Source organism: Burkholderia cepacia, from assembly GCF_001039005.1.
Taxonomy (GTDB): domain Bacteria; phylum Pseudomonadota; class Gammaproteobacteria; order Burkholderiales; family Burkholderiaceae; genus Burkholderia; species Burkholderia theae.
The window spans coordinates 72,156-91,595 of the sequence record NZ_LDWR01000042.1 but is presented as its reverse complement, the minus strand read 5'-3'; the positions used below and the strand labels follow the sequence as shown (position 1 = coordinate 91,595).

General features: G+C 66.6%; 18 protein-coding genes. 10 read left to right on the top strand and 8 right to left on the bottom strand.

Features of this window, described 5'->3' with window-relative positions; genetic code table 11:
• Nucleotides 1-47: 47 nt before the first annotated feature.
• The 8 genes from VL15_RS24075 (at nt 48) to VL15_RS24040 (ending at nt 7,494) form a co-directional block, all read left to right on the top strand.
• Nucleotides 48-860, top strand: coding sequence for an SDR family NAD(P)-dependent oxidoreductase (locus VL15_RS24075; protein WP_048248996.1), 813 nt, complete (start codon nt 48-50; stop codon nt 858-860).
• Between the two features lie 15 nt (nt 861-875).
• Nucleotides 876-1,913, top strand: a complete 1,038-nt coding sequence (locus tag VL15_RS24070) for a WD40/YVTN/BNR-like repeat-containing protein (protein WP_048248995.1) — start codon at nt 876-878, stop codon at nt 1,911-1,913.
• A gap of 11 nt (nt 1,914-1,924) precedes the next feature.
• Nucleotides 1,925-2,440, top strand: coding sequence for a VOC family protein (locus VL15_RS24065; RefSeq protein ID WP_048248994.1), 516 nt, complete (start codon nt 1,925-1,927; stop codon nt 2,438-2,440).
• Nucleotides 2,441-2,489: 49 nt separating this feature from the next.
• The gene (locus tag VL15_RS24060; protein WP_048248993.1) at nt 2,490-3,095 is read left to right on the top strand and encodes an amino acid synthesis family protein; all 606 of its coding nucleotides are present in this window, start codon (nt 2,490-2,492) and stop codon (nt 3,093-3,095) included.
• Nucleotides 3,096-3,122: 27 nt separating this feature from the next.
• On the top strand, nt 3,123-4,001 hold the full coding sequence (locus VL15_RS24055; protein ID WP_196319618.1) for an alpha/beta fold hydrolase: 879 nt from the start codon (nt 3,123-3,125) through the stop codon (nt 3,999-4,001).
• Between the two features lie 3 nt (nt 4,002-4,004).
• Complete coding sequence (locus tag VL15_RS24050; protein WP_048248991.1) at nt 4,005-5,636, top strand: bifunctional 3-(3-hydroxy-phenyl)propionate/3-hydroxycinnamic acid hydroxylase; 1,632 nt, start codon at nt 4,005-4,007, stop codon at nt 5,634-5,636.
• Nucleotides 5,626-5,958: an NIPSNAP family protein gene (locus tag VL15_RS24045; protein WP_048248990.1), complete on the top strand. Its 333-nt coding sequence runs from the start codon at nt 5,626-5,628 to the stop codon at nt 5,956-5,958. Before VL15_RS24050 ends, VL15_RS24045 begins: the two co-directional genes overlap by 11 nt.
• An 84-nt stretch (nt 5,959-6,042) precedes the next feature.
• Complete coding sequence (locus VL15_RS24040) at nt 6,043-7,494, top strand: NAD-dependent succinate-semialdehyde dehydrogenase (protein WP_048249073.1); 1,452 nt, start codon at nt 6,043-6,045, stop codon at nt 7,492-7,494.
• Nucleotides 7,495-7,548: 54 nt separating this feature from the next.
• Here the strand turns inward: VL15_RS24040 and VL15_RS24035 are convergent, their stop codons facing one another.
• Nucleotides 7,549-8,277, bottom strand: a complete 729-nt coding sequence (locus VL15_RS24035; protein ID WP_048248989.1) for an IclR family transcriptional regulator — start codon at nt 8,275-8,277, stop codon at nt 7,549-7,551.
• A gap of 302 nt (nt 8,278-8,579) precedes the next feature.
• On the opposite strand from VL15_RS24035, the gene VL15_RS24030 reads away from it, so the two are divergent.
• Nucleotides 8,580-9,635: a porin gene (locus VL15_RS24030; RefSeq protein WP_048248988.1), complete on the top strand. Its 1,056-nt coding sequence runs from the start codon at nt 8,580-8,582 to the stop codon at nt 9,633-9,635.
• Nucleotides 9,636-9,806: 171 nt separating this feature from the next.
• Here VL15_RS24030 and VL15_RS24025 read toward each other — a convergent pair whose 3' ends face one another.
• Entirely contained in the window at nt 9,807-10,490 is a 684-nt protein-coding gene (locus VL15_RS24025) for a glutathione S-transferase (protein WP_048248987.1), read from the bottom strand.
• Between the two features lie 188 nt (nt 10,491-10,678).
• On the opposite strand from VL15_RS24025, the gene VL15_RS24020 reads away from it, so the two are divergent.
• Complete coding sequence (locus VL15_RS24020) at nt 10,679-11,212, top strand: TetR/AcrR family transcriptional regulator (protein WP_419188690.1); 534 nt, start codon at nt 10,679-10,681, stop codon at nt 11,210-11,212.
• A gap of 87 nt (nt 11,213-11,299) precedes the next feature.
• Here VL15_RS24020 and VL15_RS24015 read toward each other — a convergent pair whose 3' ends face one another.
• The 6 genes from VL15_RS24015 to VL15_RS23990 form a co-directional block, all read right to left on the bottom strand.
• Entirely contained in the window at nt 11,300-12,448 is a 1,149-nt protein-coding gene (locus VL15_RS24015) for a porin (RefSeq protein WP_048248985.1), read from the bottom strand.
• Nucleotides 12,449-12,642: 194 nt separating this feature from the next.
• A complete protein-coding gene (locus tag VL15_RS24010) occupies nt 12,643-13,206 on the bottom strand; it encodes a cytochrome b (RefSeq protein WP_048248984.1) in 564 nt (187 codons plus the stop codon).
• A 148-nt stretch (nt 13,207-13,354) separates the two neighbouring features.
• Nucleotides 13,355-14,719, bottom strand: coding sequence for an aspartate aminotransferase family protein (locus VL15_RS24005; protein ID WP_053077694.1), 1,365 nt, complete (start codon nt 14,717-14,719; stop codon nt 13,355-13,357).
• A 55-nt stretch (nt 14,720-14,774) separates the two neighbouring features.
• A complete protein-coding gene (locus tag VL15_RS24000) occupies nt 14,775-16,220 on the bottom strand; it encodes an aldehyde dehydrogenase family protein (protein ID WP_048248982.1) in 1,446 nt (481 codons plus the stop codon).
• 285 nt (nt 16,221-16,505) lie between these two features.
• Entirely contained in the window at nt 16,506-17,945 is a 1,440-nt protein-coding gene (locus VL15_RS23995) for an APC family permease (protein ID WP_048248981.1), read from the bottom strand.
• 293 nt (nt 17,946-18,238) lie between these two features.
• Nucleotides 18,239-19,183, bottom strand: a complete 945-nt coding sequence (locus VL15_RS23990) for a helix-turn-helix domain-containing protein (RefSeq protein WP_048248980.1) — start codon at nt 19,181-19,183, stop codon at nt 18,239-18,241.
• Nucleotides 19,184-19,440 lie beyond the last annotated feature (257 nt).

Sequence of the window (19,440 nt, the reverse complement as noted above, 5' to 3'; positions counted from 1 at the left end):
GCGCAACCCGCTTATCCCTTCAATCCCGACTCTCACCTTTCATCGTTATGGATCTGCAACTCCACGGAAAAGCCGCGTTCATCACCGGCGGCAGCATGGGCATCGGCAAGGCGGTCGCGCTCGAGCTGGCCCGCGAAGGCGTCAACGTCGCCATCGCCGCGCGACGCATGGAACATCTCGAGGCGGCCGCCGCCGAGATTCGCGCGGCGCTCGCGCCGCTGGGCAACGCGGCCGGGACGATCCTGCCCGTCACGGTGGACACGACCGACATGGCGTCCGTCGAAGCGGCGATGGCCGCGAGCGTCGAGCGCTTCGGCCGGCTCGACATCCTGCTGAACGGCGCCGCGCATCCGGGCGGCCTCGTGCGGGCGGAACTGGAAAACGCCGACCCGCAGGGGCTGCTGCAGGACATCGACATCAAGGTGGTCGGCTACCTGCGTTGCGCAAAGGCGGCCGCGCCGTACATGCGGCGCAACGGCTTCGGCCGGATCGTCAACATCGGCGGCCTGACGGGCCGCGGCAGCAAGCAGTTGTCCGGCATGCGCAACGTGGCGATCGTGCACCTGACCAAGACGCTGTCCGACCAGCTCGGCCCGTTCGGCATCACGGTCAACACGATTCACCCGGGCGTCGTCGAGACGCCGCACATCCACGAACTCTACGAGAAAGAGGCGCAGAAGCAGGGGCTCACGGCTGCGGAGGTCGAGGCCAACTACGTGAAGGTCACGCCGATCCGGCGCGTGCTGCAGCCGGAAGAAATGGGGTGGATCGTCGCGTTTCTCGCGTCGCCGAAATCCGGCTCGATCACCGGCGAGTCGATCGGCTGCGATGGCGGGCTCACGCGCGGCATTTTTCTCTGACACAAGGAGCATTTCATGACCGCAACCGTACTGGTCGCCACGGCCGGGCAAGGCATCCTGCGCTCGAACGACGACGGCAAGACCTGGCATCGCCTCGGGCTGACCGAGCCCATCGAGTTCGACGGCATCGTGCGCGCGCTCGCGGTAGACCCCGCGACGCCGTCGCGCGTCTACGCCGGCGCCGATTCCGGGTTGTCCATCAGCGAGGACGGCGGCGCGCACTGGTTTCGCCCCGACAACTGCCTGAACGGGCAGACGGTCTGGTCCATCGCGATCGACCCGGCGAATCCGGCGGTGCTCTATGCGGGGACCGGCGCACCGTCGCGCGCCGCGCTGTACAAATCGATCGATGCGGGCCTGACCTGGGAGCGAACGGCGCCCGAGTTCCCCGAGTTTTGCTCGGGCGTCAATCGTCCGCGGCTGCTGACGATCTGCGTGGACCCGGACGACGGCCGCAATGTCTGGTACGGCGTGGAGGAAGGTGGCGCATGGCGCAGCCGCGATGCCGGCGCGAGCTGGACGCGCGTGGACGGTCCCGGCACGGCGATCCGCAACAGCGACATTCATGCGATCGCCGTGCTGTCCGCGACGCCGGACCGGCCGAAGACCACGGTGCTGCTGACGGTCAACGCGGTGCATGTGAGCGAGGACGACGGCCAGACCTGGGACGGCAAGTTGTCGCGCGATCGTTTCGACGGGCTGTACTACACGCGTACGGTCGTGCAGCTGCCGAAGCCGGACGGCGACTTGCTGATGGCGATCGGCGACGGCACGCCGGGCACCCGCACCCGCATCTACCGCTCGACCGATCGCGGCTACGCGTGGCACGAGACGGACCTGCAGACGCCGCCGAATTCCACGTTCTGGGCGTTCGGCGTGCATGCGGCCCGGCCTGAGCTGGTCTATGCGGGCACCAAGTACGGGCACCTGTTCTGCTCGCGCGACGGCGGCCGGAACTGGACCAAGGAATGGCGTGATTTCAGCGAGATCACGGCGGTCGCGTGGACGCCGTTCGACGCGCCGCTCGTCGCCCACGCGCAGTCGACCGATTGAGCGGAGCGAACATGACACCGTCCGACATCCAGCAACACGCCGAGCGCGCGAACGCGCGCGGGCTGCCGCTGCCCACGCCGCGCGTCCAGCGCACCCACCTGTCGTTGTTCGTGCGCGATCCCGTGCGCTCGAGCACCTGGTACGCCGACGTGCTCGGCATGACGGAAACCGCACGCGGCGAGCAGTGGGTGTTCATGTCCTTCGGCCAGAAGCACCATGACATCGCACTGATTCGTGCGGCGTCCGACGCGGAGCTCGGCACGATCGGCCTGCAGCACTACGGCCTCGAAATCGCCGGCGGCCTGACCGAGTTGCGACGCCTGTACGGCATGCTGATTCGCCGCGACGTACCGATCGTCAAGATCACCGATCACAAGGTCGGGATCGGCGTGTATTTCCCGGACCCGGACGGCAATCGCCTCGAATTCTTCTGCGAAACCGTCACCGATGACGAAGAGGGCAAGCGCGTGCTGCACCGGTACAACGCCCCCAGCGATCCCGTGGAGCTCGAGCCGCTGTTCGATTGAGGCGCCGTCTTTCATTCCCGTACAACCGATATTTCATAGAGGATTCCTGATGAACAAGATCGCAAATTTCGAAGGCTTTCATATCCGCAAGTGGTACACGCAGATCGAGGATTCGCTCGCGAACGAATCCGGCCAGCTCGCGGACGGCGAGCCGTTGCGCAAGATCGTGATCGCCGCGGCCGTTCATAACCCGTACGCGGGACGCTTCAGCGAAAATCTCGACGATCTCGTGCGGCCGTCGCCGGCGCTCGGCCAGGAGTTCGCGCGACGCATCGAGGCGCTTGCCGCGGGCCGTGCGATCGAGAGCTACGGCAAGGCTTGCCTGGTCGGCTCGGCCGGCGAATACGAACACGGCAACGCGTTCCTCACGTCGATCTTCGCGGAGCCGATCCGCGCGGCGCTGGGCGGCGGGAAGTCGTGGGTGCCGTCGAGCGGCAAGCGCGGCCCGGTCAACACGGTGATCGACGTCCCGCTCGCGCACAAGGACGCGCTCTACGTGCGTTCGCACTACGACACGGTGACGTGCCTGTTCCCCGATGCGCCCAACGATGACGAAGTGCTGGTGATCTTCGCGTTCGCGACGCGCGGCCGCCTGCATGCGCGGCTCGGCGGGCTGAAGGCGAGCGAGATCGTCGGCCGCGACGGTCTGGTCTGAGCGCGGATGCGGGCCGGGGAGCACATGATGAATACGGCGTCCGTCAAGGATGGATGGGTCGACAGCGACGGGCTGCGGCTGCACTACGTGAGTTGGGGGCGCGACGATGCGCCGGTCGTGGTGATGCTGCACGGCTTGCGCAGTTACGCGCATACGTGGGAGCCGGTCGCCGACGCGCTGGTCGACCGTTATCGGGTCGTCGCGCTCGATCAGCGCGGGCGTGGATGGAGCGACTGGGATCCGCGGCGCGACTACTACGCGGCGGCCTACGTACGCGATCTCGACGCGCTGGTGCGCGCGCTCGGCCTGCAACGATTCGTGCTGGTCGGGCACTCGATGGGCGGCGCCAATGCGTTCGTCTACGCGGCGGCGCAACCGCAACGGCTCGCCGGCCTCGTGATCGAGGACATGGGTCCGGGTGCGTCGGCCGGTTCGCAGGGTTCGGAGCGCATCAAGCGCGAGCTGAAGGAAACGCCGGACGCGTTCGCGTCGTGGGACGACGCGCGCGCGTTCTGGCGACGCCAGCGGCCGAACATCGCGGCATCCGCGCTCGATTCGCGCCTCGCGCACTCGCTGAAGGAGGATGCGCAGGGGCGGATTGTATGGCGGCACGATGCCGACGGGATTGCGGCGGCGCGGCTGGCCGCGACCCCGGAGCAACTTGTCCATCTGTGGCCGCTGGTGCTCAACCTGCACGTGCCGACGTTGCTGTTGCGCGGCGGTGCATCGGATTTCCTGTCCGCGGACGTGGCGGCCGAAATGGCGGCGGCCAACGCAGGCATCGAGCGGATCGATATTCCCGGTGCGACGCACTACGTGCATGACGATCAGCCCGCCGCGTTCAACCACGCATTACGCACGTGGCTCGATCGTCTCGACGATCCGGCGTGGCGGACGGGAGGCTGACGCATGAAAGCGAACAATCCGGACCGGACATCGGTCGCGATCGTCGGCGCGGGGCCGAACGGCGTGGCGATGGCGAACCTGCTCGGCCTCTATGGCATCGCGACGGTGATCGTCGAGAAGGCGCCGCAGATCGTCGAATTTCCGCGCGCGGTCGGCATCGACGACGAAGCGTTGCGGATGTTCCAGACGGCCGGCCTCGCCGACGAGCTGAGCCGCGACATCATCCAGAACGTGCCGCTGCGCATGTTTAAGGCGAACGGCGAGTGCTTTGCCGACATCCGCCCGTCGATGCGCGAATTCGGCTGGTGGCGGCGCAACATCTTCATGCAGCAACTGGCCGAGCGAACGCTGCGCGACGGGCTGGCCCGTTATCCGCACGTGTCGCTGCGGACCCGCGAAGAAGTGGTCGCGGTCGAACAGGACGACGCACGTGTCACGTTGCAGGTGCGTCGCGTCGACGGGCAGCAGTATGCGCTCGAGGCCGACTACGTGGTGGCGGCCGACGGCGGGCGCAGCCCGATGCGCGAGCTGCTGGGCGTCAAGCTGGCCGGCACGACGCATCCGATCAAATGGGTCGTGGTCGACGTGAAGAACGCCGGGCTCGACCAGCCGTGCACGGCGCTGAACTGCGATCCGCGCCGCCCGAACGTCTGCATCTATCTGCCGTTCAATTTCCGGCGCTGGGAGTTTCTCGTGTTCCCGCACGAGGATGAGGCGGCGATCGCGCAACCGGAATCGATCCGCGCGCTGATCGAGCCGTACGTCGACGACGTCGATCGCATCGAGATCGTGCGCGCCCGGACTTATACGCACCATTCGCGCATCGCCGAACGTTTCGTCGTCGGCCGCGTGGCGCTCGTCGGCGACGCCGCCCACCTGACGCCGCCGTGGGTCGGCCAGGGCCTGAATGCGGGCTTGCGCGACGTGGGCAATCTCGCGTGGAAACTGGCAGGCGTCGTCAACGGCGTATTGCATCCCGGCGTGATCGGCAGCTACGAATCGGAGCGGCGCGACCACGCGAAGGCGATGATCGACCTGGCGGACACGTTCGGCGCGATGCTGATGCCGACCAACCGGCTCGTCGCGTTCCTGCGCGATCGTGTGCTCGGGCTCGCGCGGTACGTGCCGGGCCTGAAGGACTACATCCTGCAGATGCGTTTCAAGCCGATGCCGAGCTATACGCGCGGTGTCGCGCTGCCGGGGGCGCCGGACGACGCGGTCGGCAGGATGATCGCGCAGCCCGACGTCGAAACGGCCGACGGCGTGCGCCGCAAGCTCGACGACGTGCTGGGCCCGTGGTTTTCGATCGTCGGCTGGCAATGCGATCCGCAGGCGTGCCTGAGCGACGACGATCGTGCGTACTGGGCGGCGCTGGGCGCGACCTTCGTTCAGGTCAGCCGCTCGCGCAGCGGGACCGGCCGCACCCGGCGGGTGACCAGCGCCTACGGCAGCACGTGTGTCGAGGACGTCGACAACGCGCTGGGCGCCTGGTTCGACCGGCATGCCGGCCCGCTCGTGGTGGTGCGTCCCGATCGTTACGTGGCGGCGCAGACGGATGCCGTGGGGATGGCCCGCGTGACCGCGGCCTTTCAGGCGTTCGCGCCGCGACAACAGGAGGAAGTGCATGTTTGTTGAGCAACGCACCTATACGCTGGTGCCGGGCGGCGTCGCCGAATATCTGCGGCTGTACGCGGAATGCGGACGCGCGGCGCAGGAGCAGGCGCTCGGCACGATGGTCGGCTGTTTTGCGACGGAAGTCGGGCCGCTGAACCAGCTCGTCTATCTGTGGGCGTTCGATTCGCTGGACGATCGCGCCCGGCGTCGCGCCGCGCTGATGGCCGATCCCGAGTTCAGGACGTTTCGCGGCCAGGTCCGGCATCTGCTCGTCAGGCAGGAAAACCAGATTCTCCGGCAGGAAATCGGCGGTCTGTTGCGTGCGTCGCGACCGGCCGAGTGATGCGATCGTCGCACCGTCCGGGCCCATCGTGCAGTCTCTACCGAGGTATTCGTCTTGATTCCGTTCACGCCGCTGACTTCCCGCATGACGCCTGATGCACCATGCGATTACGCGCCGCTCCAGTTATATATCGATGGCCGGTTCCTTCAGGCCGACGGCCGTCGCACGCAGCCCGTGCTCGATCCGGGAACCGGCCGCGTGCTCGGCGAGTTGCCGCATGCCACACCGGACGATATCGACGCCGCGGTGCACGCCGCGCATCGCGCGTTCGCGGCATGGCGGCGCGAGTCGCCGCTCGTGCGCTCGGACATCCTGCGTCGTGCCGCTGCGCTCGTGCGCGAGCGTGCCGAGACCATCGGCCGCCATATCACGATGGACCAGGGCAAGCCGCTGTGCGAGGCGATCGCCGAGGTCAGGTCGTCCGCCGAGCAGCTCGAATGGCATGCGGAGGAGGGGCGCCGCACCTACGGTCGTGTCGTGCCGGCGCGTTCTCCCGATGTCGTGCAGACGGTATTGCGTGAACCGATCGGCGTGTGCGCGGCCTTCTCGCCGTGGAATTTCCCGTTCAGTCAGGCGATGCACAAGATCGCGGCGGCGCTTGCATCGGGGTGCACGCTGGTACTGAAAGGGCCCGAGGAATCGCCGAGCGCGATCGTTGCGCTCGCCCGCATCTTTCACGATGCCGGGTTGCCCGCGGGTTGCCTGAATATCGTCTGGGGTGTGCCGGGCGACGTGTCGACGCAGTTGATCGAGTCGCCGCTGGTGCGGATGATTTCGTTCACCGGTTCGGTGCCGGTCGGCAAGCAGCTGGCGGCGCTCGCCGCGTCGCACATGAAGCGCATGACCATGGAGCTGGGCGGGCATGCGCCGGTGCTCGTCTGTGCGGACGCGGACATCGAGCGTGCCGCGACGATGCTCGCCGCGTACAAGTTTCGCAATGCCGGGCAGGTGTGCGTATCGCCGACGCGGTTTTTCGTGCAACGCCCGGTGTTCGAACGGTTCGTTGCCGCGTATCTCGATGCAGTCGGCGCGATCCGCGTCGGCCACGGGCTGGAAGAGGGGACCACGATGGGGCCGCTCGCGCATGCGCGCCGCGTGTCCGAGATCGACGCATTCGTCGCCGATGCCAGGGCGAAAGGCGCGGACATCGCCGCGGGCGGCACGCGCTTGCCGGGGGCGGGGCACTATTTCGCGCCGACGGTCGTGCTGGGCCCGGCGCGCGAGTCGCGCCTGATGAACGAAGAGCCGTTCGGCCCGATCGTCGGGATCGTGCCGTTCGACGAACTCGACGACGCGCTGGCCGAGGCCAACCGCTTGCCGTTCGGCCTCGCGTCGTACGCGTTCACCGCTTCGGCACGCAACGCGCACCGGATCGGCCGCGCGCTCGAAGCCGGCATGGTCAACATCAATCACTTCGGCATGGGGCCGGCGGAGATTCCGTTCGGCGGCGTGAAGGACAGCGGCTTCGGCAGCGAGGGAGGAACGGAGACGTTCGACGGTTACCTGGTCACCAAATTCATCACGCAGATGAATTGACGGTGTGCGCGTCGACGATCGCGCGCGGTGTCGTTCGCGACGCCGCGCGAATGTTCAGGTGGCTGCGCCGATCTGGGCGGTGGCGTCGATCAGCAGCTTGCCGAGCACGTGCTCGTCGAACAGCGCGAAGTGTTCGGCGCGAAAGACCAGCGACAGGCTGCTGTTGATTTCGCCGCTGCTGGCGGTGCGAATCGGCGCGGCGATACCGACGAAGCCTGCGTCGAGCTCGCCGCGCGAGATCCAGTATCCCGCGTCGGCGATCTGCTGGCAGGCGCGCCAGAACTGCGTCCAGTCGGCCGCGAGCTCGCCGAGCTCCGCGTTGTGCCGTTCGTGCAGGCGTTTCAGGCGTGCGCGCGACATCGCGGCCACGATCACTTTCGACGATGCGCCGAGGAACAGCGGCATGATGCGGCCGCGGCCGAAGCCGAGCTGCAGGTTCTCGGCGCCGGTTTCGTGCATGACGTTGATGATCTGCTCGTCGAACAGCGTCGACACGAGCGCATCGCCGCCGGTGACCTGAACCAGTTTCTGGATCACGGGTTTCGCGGCGGTGAGCGTCGGATCCGACTGCCGCATGTTGTAGTCGAGATGGATGATGCGCGGGCCGAGCGTATAGCGGCCGTTGCTGCCGACGAGCAGGCCGACGGAGGCCAGTTCCTTTACGTAGCGGTAGCACGTGGTCCGCGAAAAGCCCATGTGTTCGGCGATTTCCTCGGCCGTCATCGACGTCGCGGACGAAGAGAAGACGTCGAGGATGGACAGCATTTTGGTGAGGCTCGACATGACGTGATCCGGGATTCAGGCGGCTTGCGGCAATGGAACGAGAAGATCGGAAGCAGTTCGGGCAGCCGGGCTGCGGCACCGGCGGCGACAGGGTCGTAGTCTAACTTAAGTCGCGCGGGCAGCAACCGGAACCGCGTCAGGAAAGCCGTGGGATGCGGGTCGGCAGCGGTACGACGGATCGTGCCGTCTTGTGTCGATACGGAGTCCTACGTTGATGGAATGAATCATGCCGGCTCGATGCCGCCGGCGAGCCGATCGGCGCACAAGCGCATCGACCGGAAAAATTTGATGAGGAAAAGAAGATGAAAACGTGGTTCCGGATGGTGGCATTGTGCGGCTGCGGTGCCGTTACGCCGACGTTTGCGCAATCGAGCGTGACGCTTTACGGTTCGCTGGACACCGGGTTGACCTATACGAGCGACGTGGCGTCCGCGCCGCGTGGCGGCCGTCAGTTCGCGCTGCAGGCGGGCGTGTCGCGCAACGACGTATGGGGCTTGACGGGCAGGGAGGATCTCGGCGGCGCAAACTTTGCCGTGTTCCGGCTCGAAAGCCAGTTCCAGACGTCGGACGGTGCGCTGACCGTGCCGGGCTCCGCGTTCAGTTCGCAAGCGTACGTCGGGCTCGGCGGCGACTGGGGCACCGTGACGCTCGGGCGGCAGTTCGATTTCGTCGGCGATCTGTTGCCCGCCTTCGCGGTCGGCGCGAACACGCCGGCCGGCCTGCTCGCATGGGGGCTGCCGGCGAATGCGTCGGCAGGCGGCGCGCTCGACAACCGCGTATGGGGCGTTCAGGTGAACAATGCGGTGAAGTACGTGAGCCCGACGTTCGGCGGGCTGTCGTTCGGCGGCATGTGGGGGTTCGGCAACGTGCCCGGCACGGTCGCGCGCAGCAGCGTGCAGAGCGCGATGCTGTCCTACACGCAGGGCGCGTTCAGTGCCGCGCTCGCTTATTTCGGCCAGCACGACGTGACGTCCGGCGGCAATCTTCGCAACTTCTCGGGTGGGGCCGGCTACAACCTCGGCCCGTTCCGCGTCTTCGGCATGGTGTCGGACGTCCGGATCAGCGCCGCCGCGCCGCTGCGCGCGACAACCTACGACGCCGGGCTGACCTATGCCGTCACGCCATCGTTGCAGCTGGGCGGCGGTTTCCAGTACCAGCAGCGCGGCGGCGACGTCGGCGCGGCCAATCAGGTCACGCTGAGCGCCGACTATTCGCTGTCGAAGCGTACCGGCCTGTATGCGGTGTTCGCACGCGGGCACGACAGCGCTTACGGTGCCCAGGTCGAAGCCGCGCTCGGCGGGGTGGCGGCCGGGTCGACGCAGAGCGTGGTCCGCGTCGGGGTACGGCATCAGTTTTGACGGCACGGGAAGGCACGGGTTGCCGAATCCTTTGTCGCTTGCGGTATCCCGTATCACTGACCAGGTGCCGGCTCACGCGCAATCGCGATCACTCGAGCGTGGGGTGTAGCGCATCAGCTTTGCAACCCGACATTGGCCGATCATCGATGACGGTCGGCCACGGCTGCGACTTCAGGCGAACGCCGGCTGGTTCCTGACACTCGGGCGTTCCTGCATTCTCGAATACCAGGCAAGCAGTGCTTCGCACTCCGCAGGCACGGGCAGCTTCACGATCGACGCAAAGACCAGCCCGCCAATGAGCGTGATGTCGGCCATCGAGAAGGTTTCCCCGGCGACAAACGGTTGCTTGTTCAGAACGCCATTGAAGTAACCCATGCCCCGCAGCGCTTTGTCGCGCTGACGAAACCCCCATTCGGCGTTCTGATAGCGCTCGACTTTCGGCCCAAGCCCTGGCGTGGCGTGGTGGAAGTAGACACTGATGGCATCGAGTACCTCCAGTTCGGCGCGCTTGCTCATCATGTGGATCACGCCCTTTTCGAGCGGTGTCCTGCCGGTCAGCGTGGGTGCGCCATCGAGCGTATCGAGGTATTCGGTAATGGCGGTGCATTCGGCGATGCAGGTTCCATCGTCGAGTTCGAGGACCGGCAGCGTGCCCGAGTAGTTTTTCTCGGCGATGAACTCGGGTCTTTTGTGCTCCCCCTCGTAAAGATCGACCATCACGAACTCGACGCGCGATTGCAGATTTTTCTCGGCCAGCGCGATACGGATGCGTGTCGGATAAGGCCCTGCGGGAAAATCGTAGATCGTCATGATCGGGAGTGTGGTGACGTCGAAATCGATGGTGCTGGAAGTCATGCTTGCCTCGCTGTGCGCGCTGTTACATGGGATCCGACAAGATGGGGAGCTATTCTCCACATCACCTACCTAACGTTCGTTAGGTTTACAATAAAAGCTATACTCCCCCATGTCAACAGTCATTCCAGCGTGCGGAGGCGGTAGGTGTGAAGAACGATTCGGGCTTGAATTCGAGGGAGCGAATCCTGATGGCTGCCACCAGGATTGCGCAGGCGCACGGCTACGGCGGCTTGAATTATCGTGATCTCGCCGAGGATGTCGGCATCAAGGCGGCGAGCATCTACCATCACTTCGCAAGCAAGGCCGATCTCGGCGCCGCGGTGGCGAGGCGTTATTGGGAGCACTCGGCCGCGACCCTGGATGCGCTGTTGGCCGAATCCGCGGATCCGCTCGACTGCCTGCGCCACTATCCCGATACGTTTCGCAAGGCGCTCGAGAGCGGCAATCGCATGTGCCTCTGCAGTTTCATGGCCGCGGAATCCGATGACTTGCCGGAATTGGTGACGAAAGAGGTCCAGACCTTTGCCGATGTGCATGTTGCGTGGCTGAGCCACATGCTGTCCGCTGCGGCCGTGGTCAGCGCCGAGGATAGCGAACCGCGTGCTCGCGCGATCTTCGCAGCCGTCGCTGGCGCCCAGCTCATTGCCAGGAGTCGCTCGGATATTTCACTCTACGACGGGCTCATTGAAAGCTATCGCGTTGCGGGTCTTCTGCCGGCATAGGCGTGGCGAGAAACTCGGGTTATGCGGATGCGTGTATCGGCACGGACCGACCCGGCATGCCGCGCGGCATACCGGGTGCTGCTCCCGTCAGAAGCGATGCATCATCCCGACGCGCAAGGCCAACTGGTTGCGGCCCGACGACTGCCCGGCGGTGCCGAGCACGTGCGCGTAGTCGAAGTCGGTGCCGGAGTGGCCGGTCGCATGCTGGTACGCGCCCTGGATGTACGTCGAGGTCCGCTTGCTGAGGTCGTAGTCGAGCATCATCGACACCTGGTGCCAGCTCGGCGAGGCATCGCCTGCCGCCGTCGCGACATGCGCGTGCGTGTACGTATAAGCGGCCCCGAGCCAGAAGTCAGGCCGGAAGAAATACTGGCCGTTGATCTCGAAGTTGTCGAATTTCCACGCGTTCTGCGAGTCGGCCGCCGGCTGGCTGGCGAAGTAGAGATTCGATTCGGGGTTGTACACGTCCACGTGCGAATACGCGGCGGACAGCGTCACCTTGTCGCTGAACTTGTAGGACGCGCCGGCATCGATGTTCTGCTGCGAGCGGCCGCTGAAGACCGTATCGTCGCTCGACAATGCACCGCCCGCGGTCGCGCCGCCGTTGTTGGCCTTCAGGTACGCGACGGCGGCGGAAAACGCGCCCATCTGGTACTGCAACGCGGCACTGTACACACGGTTTTTGGCAAAGCCGCCCGCCTGGTTCGCGAGGCCGTAGAGCACTTCGCCCTTGAAGCCGGCGTACGTGGGCGACACGTACTTGACGCTGTTCTGGATGCGGTAGTCCCAGTCGGCATTGTCGTTGTCGTACGGGTGGGCGCCGAAATCGCCGAGCCAGTTGCCGGTGGCCGTGAACGTGCTCCACATGTCGAGCGTGGGATCGTACTGGCGGCCGAACGTGAGCGTGCCGAACCGGTCGGAATCGAGCCCGACGTACGCCTGCCTGCCGAACATCCGGGACGTCACGCCGAGCGCGCCCGTGCTCGTGTTGAAGCCGTTCTCGAGCTGGAACAGCGCCCTCAGCCCGCCGCCGAGGTCTTCCGTGCCCTTCAGCCCCCAGTTGCTGCCGACGGTGTCGCCGCTGACCATCTGGTAGGCCTTGCTGCCGCCCGCGTTGCTGGTGAAATTGACGCCTTCGTCGATCAACCCGTAAAGCGTCACGGTGCTCTGCGCGTGCGCCGTCAGGCTGAATCCCATCGCACCGGCGGCCGATACGGCCGCAATCATCTTCTTCATCGTCGATCTCCAGGTGAGGGCCGGTAGGGCCGTGCGGTGCCGTTTTCGATGGCGTGCGGGATCGCCGGACGCTCGAAACGGTCCGCTTGTAGTTAGTAAAACGAAATATTTGAAATGAAAGAGATCGGGCCGCCGTGGACGCGCGACCCGAATGCGGAACGTCGCCGGGATCGCGGTCCCGTTTTGTCGCGGCGTTACAGCATCCGCCGCAATACGTCGTTTTCGCGGTTCGGGTCGAAGAACCGGTGCTTCAGCGCGGCGAGAATATGCAGGACGACGAGCGCGAGCAGCGTGTAGGCCAGCGTCTTGTGCAGCCACTGGAACACCACGAACCAGTGGTCGTTCTTCGGCAGCAGCTCCGGCACGCGGACCAGGAAGAACGGCACGCCGTCGCTCTGCGTGTAGGTGCTGGACATCGAATAACCCATCAGCGGCACGATGATCGCCAGCGCGTAGAGCAGGTAGTGCGCGATCTTGGCGAGCTTCCGGTCGAGCCTGGGCAGGCTCGACGGCAGCGGCGGCAGCGGCTTCATCGAGCGGATCGCCAGTTGCGTCAGGACCACCAGCAGCGTGAGCACGCCGAACTCCTTGTGGGTCGGGTAGTACCAGTCGAACTTGGCCGGCAGGTTGTCGTCGAGCCGGACCATGGTCCATCCGGTCCAGAGCTGTGCGCCGATCAGGATCGCCCTGACCCAGTGCAGCAGCCGAAGCGCGAGCGGGTATTTCTCCACCGTGAATGCAATGGCCTGGTTGTCCATTTGACTTGTCATCCTTGAAAACGAAACTGTGACAGGCGGGATGCCGATCGCCGACATCGACGTCCCGCGACGATCTTCGTCGAACCGAGGCCGGATCGCGGCGCACGAACCTTCGACGAAAAGTCCGTGCGCCCGGCTGTCCGCGCGCTCAGGCGATCGATCGCGAATCCGCGCAGCACTCCTGCAACGCCTCGCGCAGCGTCACCGCGATCAAGTCGGCCTCGTCCTGCTGCAGCGTCAACGGCGGCGACATCACCACCTTGTTGGCGATCGCGCGGACCAGGACGCCGCGCTTGCGTGCGGCGTCGGCCACACGCGCCGCGAATCCCTGGCCCGGATCGAGCGGCGTGCGGCTGGCCTTGTCGGTCACGAGATCGAGCGCCAGCATCAGCCCCTTGCCGCGAACGTCGCCGACGGTCTCGAAGTCGGCCGTCAGCGGCAGCAGTCGCTCGAGCAGGCGCTCGCCCACCCGTGCCGCATTGCCCGGCAGATCCTCGGCTTCGACGATGTCGAGCACCGCGAGCGACGCGGCGCACGCGAGCGGATGCCCGCTGTACGTATAACCGTGCATGACCATGTGCGAGAAACCCGCGCCCTGTTCGATCGCTTGCGCGATGCGCCCGTTGTACAGCGTCGCGCCGAGTGGCACGTAGCCGGCTGAAATGCCCTTGGCGACGCACAGGATGTCGGGGGCAACGCCCCAGCCGCGGCTGCCGAGCATGCTGCCGGTGCGGCCGAAACCGGTAACCACTTCGTCGGCGATCAGCAGGATGCCGTTGCGGTCGCACACGTCCCGCACGCGCGCCCAGTAGTCGGCGGGCGGCACGATCAGGCCGCCCGCGCCTTGCACCGGCTCCGCGACGAACGCGGCGATGGTCTGCGGACCATGGTATGCGATCGTTTCCTCGAGTTGCCGGATGCAATGCTCGACGAGTTGCTGCGGATCGTCGCAGTTCCACGGGTTGCGATAGAGCCACGGCGTGTCGAGCAGCACGCAGCCGGGCAGCAGCGGGCCGTGATTGTAATGGTAGACGCCGTTGCCGCCGATCGACGTGCCGCCGACGTGCACGCCGTGATAACCGTTGCGCAGCGACAGGAATTTCGTGCGCGACGGCTCGCCCGCGGCGACCCAGTACTGGCGCGCCATCTTGAGCGCGGTCTCGACCGCGTCGGACCCGCCGCTGCCGAACATCACCCGCTGCATGTCCTCCTGCGCGAACATCGCGCACAGGCGGTCGGCCAGGTCGTACACGCGCGGGTGGGCGACGCCGTCGAAGGTCTGGTAGTAGGACAGTTCGTCCATCTGGCGGGCGATCGCCGCCTTCACTTCCGGCCGGTTATGGCCGACGTTGACGTTCCACAGTCCGCCGACGCCGTCGAGCATGCGGTGGCCCTCGACGTCGTACACGTAGTTGCCGTCGCCGCGCGCGATGATGACGGTGGGGGTCGTGTGTCCGGCGGCCGCCGAGCTCATCGGGTGCCAGAATCGCTTTTGTCGCTTTTGATAGTCCATGGTGGTTCTCTCACGAAGTGCTTGAAGACAGTGCGGGGCGGCGTGCGCCGCGGAATCACAGGGCTGCGCTGATGATCTTTTCCTCGAGGTACGAATCGAGCGCGGCCTTCGACAGGTCGCGCCCGATCCCGCTCTGCTTGGTGCCGCCCCACGGCAGGCGTGCGTCGATCGGGCTCCAGGCATTGATGGCGACCGCGCCGACGTCGAGCCGCTCGGCGACGCGGTGCGCGGTGCCGACGTCCTGCGTCCAGACCGACGCGGACAGGCCGAACGGCGTGTCGTTGGCGATGCGGATCGCCTCGTCCTCGGTGTCGAACGGCATCACCATGCCGACCGGGCCGAACACTTCGTCGCGGGCGATCCGCATGTCCGGATGCACGCCGCCGAGTATCGTCGGGCGCATGAAGCAGCCGCGCGGCGGCACCTGTTCGTCGCCCGCGAGCAGGACCGCGCCTTCGGCGAGCGCGCCTTCGACGTGCGCGCGCACGCGTGCGAGGTGACGCGGGTTGATGAGCGCGCCCATTTGCACGCCGGGTTCCGTCGGCGGGCCGACGCGGATGGCGCGGGCGGCGTCGGCGAGCCGCTCTTCGAGGGCGTGCGCGATCGAGCGGTGCGCGAGCACGCGCGAGCCGGCCGCACACGTCTGCCCCTGGTTCGCGAACATGCCGGCCATCAGCGACGGGATCGCGCGGTCGAGATCGGCATCCGCGAACACGATCTGCGCGGCCTTGCCGCCGAGTTCGAGCGTGACGCGCTTGAAGGTCGCGGCGGCTGCGCCGGCGATCGCACGGCCGACTTCGGTGCTGCCGGTGAAGCTGATCTTGCTCACGAGCGGGTGCGCGACCAGCGCGGCGCCGACTTCGGAACCGACGCCGTGGACGATGTTGACGACGCCGGCGGGAAGGCCGGCTTCGCAGACGAGTTCGCCGAGCCGGGACAGCGCAAGCGGCGTGTCCTCCGACGGTTTGATGACCACCGGGCAGCCGGCCGCGAGCGCCGGCGCGAGTTTCCACACGGCGATCATCAGCGGCGCGTTCCACGGGATGATCTGCGCGGCGACGCCCACCGGCGCACGCCGCGTGTAGTTGAGCGTCGGGCGGCCCATGAAGCCGTCGGTGGGAATCGTGCGACCCTCGAGCTTGTCGGCCCAGCCGGCGAAGTAGCGCAGCGTGTCGATGCACATCGGGAGGTCCATCATGCGCATCTCGGCAAGCGGACGTCCTTGTTCGACGGCCAGGAGTCCTGCCAGCGCTTCGCGCTCGCGCTCGACCAGGTCCGCCAGCCGAAGCAGCCAGCGGGCCCGGGCCGATCCGCCCGCGCGCGCCCATGCGTCGTCGTGCAGTGCGCCATGTGCGGCGCGCACCGCGCGATCGACGTCTTCGGCGGTCGACGCGGGCACGGCGGCGACATGGTCGCCGTTCGCCGGTGCCAGCTTTTCGAAGGTGCGGCCGGCAGATGCATCGCAATGCCGTCCGCCGATCAGGTTCTGAATTTTCATCATGGTGTCCGTATTTCCCAGGGGCGAATCGTCGGGCCGGGCCGGTCGAGGCGATGGCGGCTGCCACGGCCCGGCTTCAACGTCGGATCCACTGTATGTCGATGAAATGGCGGGCCTTGTCCGCTATCGGCAATCGCTGCGGCGAGATCGGGATAGGGAATACCCGCGCAACGACGCCGGCGCGACACGTCGAGGCGTGTCGCGCCGGCAGCGGGCAAGTGTCAGGTGTGGGGCAACGCGATGCCGATGCCGATGCCGATGAAGCGTGTGGCACCGGCAGCGCGGCGACTACTGGACGGCGCGTCCGAGTTCGCGATACAGGTCGGGATCGCTGCGCTTCAACCGCAACGCGGCGCGGATGCCGAGCGCGCCGATGGCGAGCAGGAAATACGGAAACATCGCGACGAAGGTCGAATCCGATCCGCTCAGCACGGACAGGTTGCGTATGACCAGCACGAGGCAGGCGCCGAGCGCGATGATGCTGACGAGCGGCGCGATCAGGCGGTGCACGAGGCCGGTATCGCGGTGGTCGTGCGCGAAGAACGCGATGACCGATGCCGCCACGAGGATCTGCACCGCGATGATGCCGATCGTGGCCAGCGCGCTCATCCACGAGAACACGACCGCGAACGGATCGAGGCGGAAGACGGCGGAGCCGACGATGGCCGCGAGCGCGATCAGCGTCTGCACTTTCCCGGCGACGTCGGGGCAGCGATGCACGGGGCACGTATGGCCGAGCTTGCGCCACAGCACGCGTTCGCGGCCCATCGCGTAAAAATAGCGCGTGATTGTGTTGTGGAACGACAGGATGGCCGCGAAGAGGCTCGTGACGAGCAGCACGTTCATCGCGTCCGTCGCGATGCCGCCGAGCAGCCGGCCGCTGACGGCGAACCACAGATTGGCCGGGTCGCGGTTCGCTTGCGCGGCGATCTGGCCTTCGCCCCATGCCTCGACGATCGCCCACGACGACAGCGCGTAGAACACCATGATGAGGACCACGGCCAGGTACGTGGCGCGCGGGATCGTGCGCTTCGGATCGCGGGCTTCCTCGGAGAAGATGGCCGTCGCCTCGAAGCCCATATACGAGCCGAGGACGAACACCAGCGCGGTGCCGAGCCCGGGCGCGAACACCATCGTGGGGCCGAACGGCTTCGCGCTGAAGCCGCCGGTGCTCGCGCCGTGCGCGACGATCGCGAGATCGAGCAGCATCACGATCGCGATCTCGCCGATCATCAGCATGCCGAGCAGCCGCCCGCTGAACTCGATGCGCCGCGCGCCGCAGAAGTGGACGGCGGCGACGCAGGCCAGCGCGAACGCCCACCACGGAACGTCTATACCGTAGTGCTGCTGGACGCCGTTGTTCAGGAAGAAGCCGAACATGCAGTAGATCGCGATCTGCACGGCGTTGTACGCGACGATCGCAACGAATGCGCCGCCCACGCCGACCGGTCGCCCGAGCCCGTTCGCGATGTACGCATAGAAGGCGCCCGCATTGGAGATGTGCCGGCTCATCGCCGCATAACCGATGCTGAAGATCAGGTACATCACGCCCGCCAGCACGAATACGCCGGGCACGCCCGGGCCGTTGCCGAGCGAGAATGCCGCGGGGGTGGCGCCGACCATCGCGGTGAGCGGCGCGGCCGCGGCGACGACGAAGAAGACGATGTGCGAAAGTCCGACGGCGTTTTTGCTGAGCCCCGCTTCGGACCGGGATGACAGTTCGTTCATGAGTAGTCCTGCTGGCCGGATCGTCCGTCAGGAATCGACACCGGCATGCCTGATCAATGTCCCTGCGTCGCGGGCCGATCCTGACGATCCGGCAGTGGAGGCTGCCGTCCGCCGGCGACACAGGTGTGCGCTTCGACGGCCGCCCGGTGACGCGCACGGAGCGCGCGAGCAGGCCGACGACAAAATTTACGGTGCCGAAAAGCGGGACGTTGTCCGCTATCGGCAATCCGCGTGCGCCGGGCGGCAGGGGATTACCCGGATGCGACGCCGCAGCGTGCCGTGCACGCGCGGTCTCAGCTCAGGCGCGGCGTGTGCGACGGCAACTCGTGGAAATGTTGCTGGTAGTACGCGGAGAAGCGCCCGAAGTGGCAAAAGCCGAATTGCGCCGCCGCGTCGCCGATCCGCATCGTCTCGGGTGTCGTCATCAGGAAGCGTCGCACCGCGTTCAGCCGGATCGAGCGGAGGTAGGCCGTCGGCGTGGTGCCGACGACGTTCTGGAAGCTGTATTGCAGCGTGCGGCGGCTGATTCGAAGGTGATGACAGAGATCGATGACCGTCGGCACGTCGTCGCTTTCCAGCGCGATTTCCTGGCTGCGGCGAACGATGTAGCTTTGCGTCGATGCCGACGGCAGCGCACCGGCATCCGCTTCGTCGGACTGCACGAGGTCGAGCAGGATGCCGACGACGCTGTGCGCGAGCACGCGTTCGTCGAACGCATCGCGTGCCGTGAGCGAACCGCTGTCGAGCGCCTGGCAGAGCACGCGCTCGAGGCCATCCAGTGCATGGCCGTAACGCGCGGGCGAGATGGGCAGCACCGGCTGCTTCAGCACGCGCGCGGGCAGGTTCGCGAGTTCGTCGAGTGCGCGATCGGCCGTGAGCGTGCGATCGATCGTGAACGCGAGCACCTCGGTGTCGCACGGAAGATGGGCGACGAACTCCTCGCCGCCGCGCAAGGTCAGCAGGCTCGGGCGCTCGACGGTGCGCCCCTGGACCACCGGCGCGACCGCGCTGGCGATCGGCAGCGCGAAGCAGAGGCGGTCGCGCGGCGCCATCCCGTGTTGCATGACGCGCTGGTTGATGCGTTCGCGAAAGACGTGAAAGCGCTGCCCGGCAACCTGGCGCAGCGAGGTCGTGGCGGTGCCGGGACTGATCTGATCGTAGTGCTGCGACCAGTTCACGATCGCCTGGGAATGGAGGAACACATCCGAGAAGCACCGTGTTTCAGCGTGCAGGTTCATGGTCTGGCTAACGTGTCCCTTCTCAAATCCGATGCCGGCCGAAGCCGGTTCATGCCGTCCGGGCGCGGAGCAGGGTGATTGCCTTGACGCGCGCGATCCGCATGGCGTCTGCCGGAAGGTGTCATGCCGACCGGCAGGTCATGGCGACGATCATATCCAGAAAAAAAACGCCGGGGCACGCGTCGGGCGAGGCCCGGTTGCTGCTTGTCGCATCACCTCGCGTGTGCGTCGCGGATCGCGATGGGCGACTGCAAGGG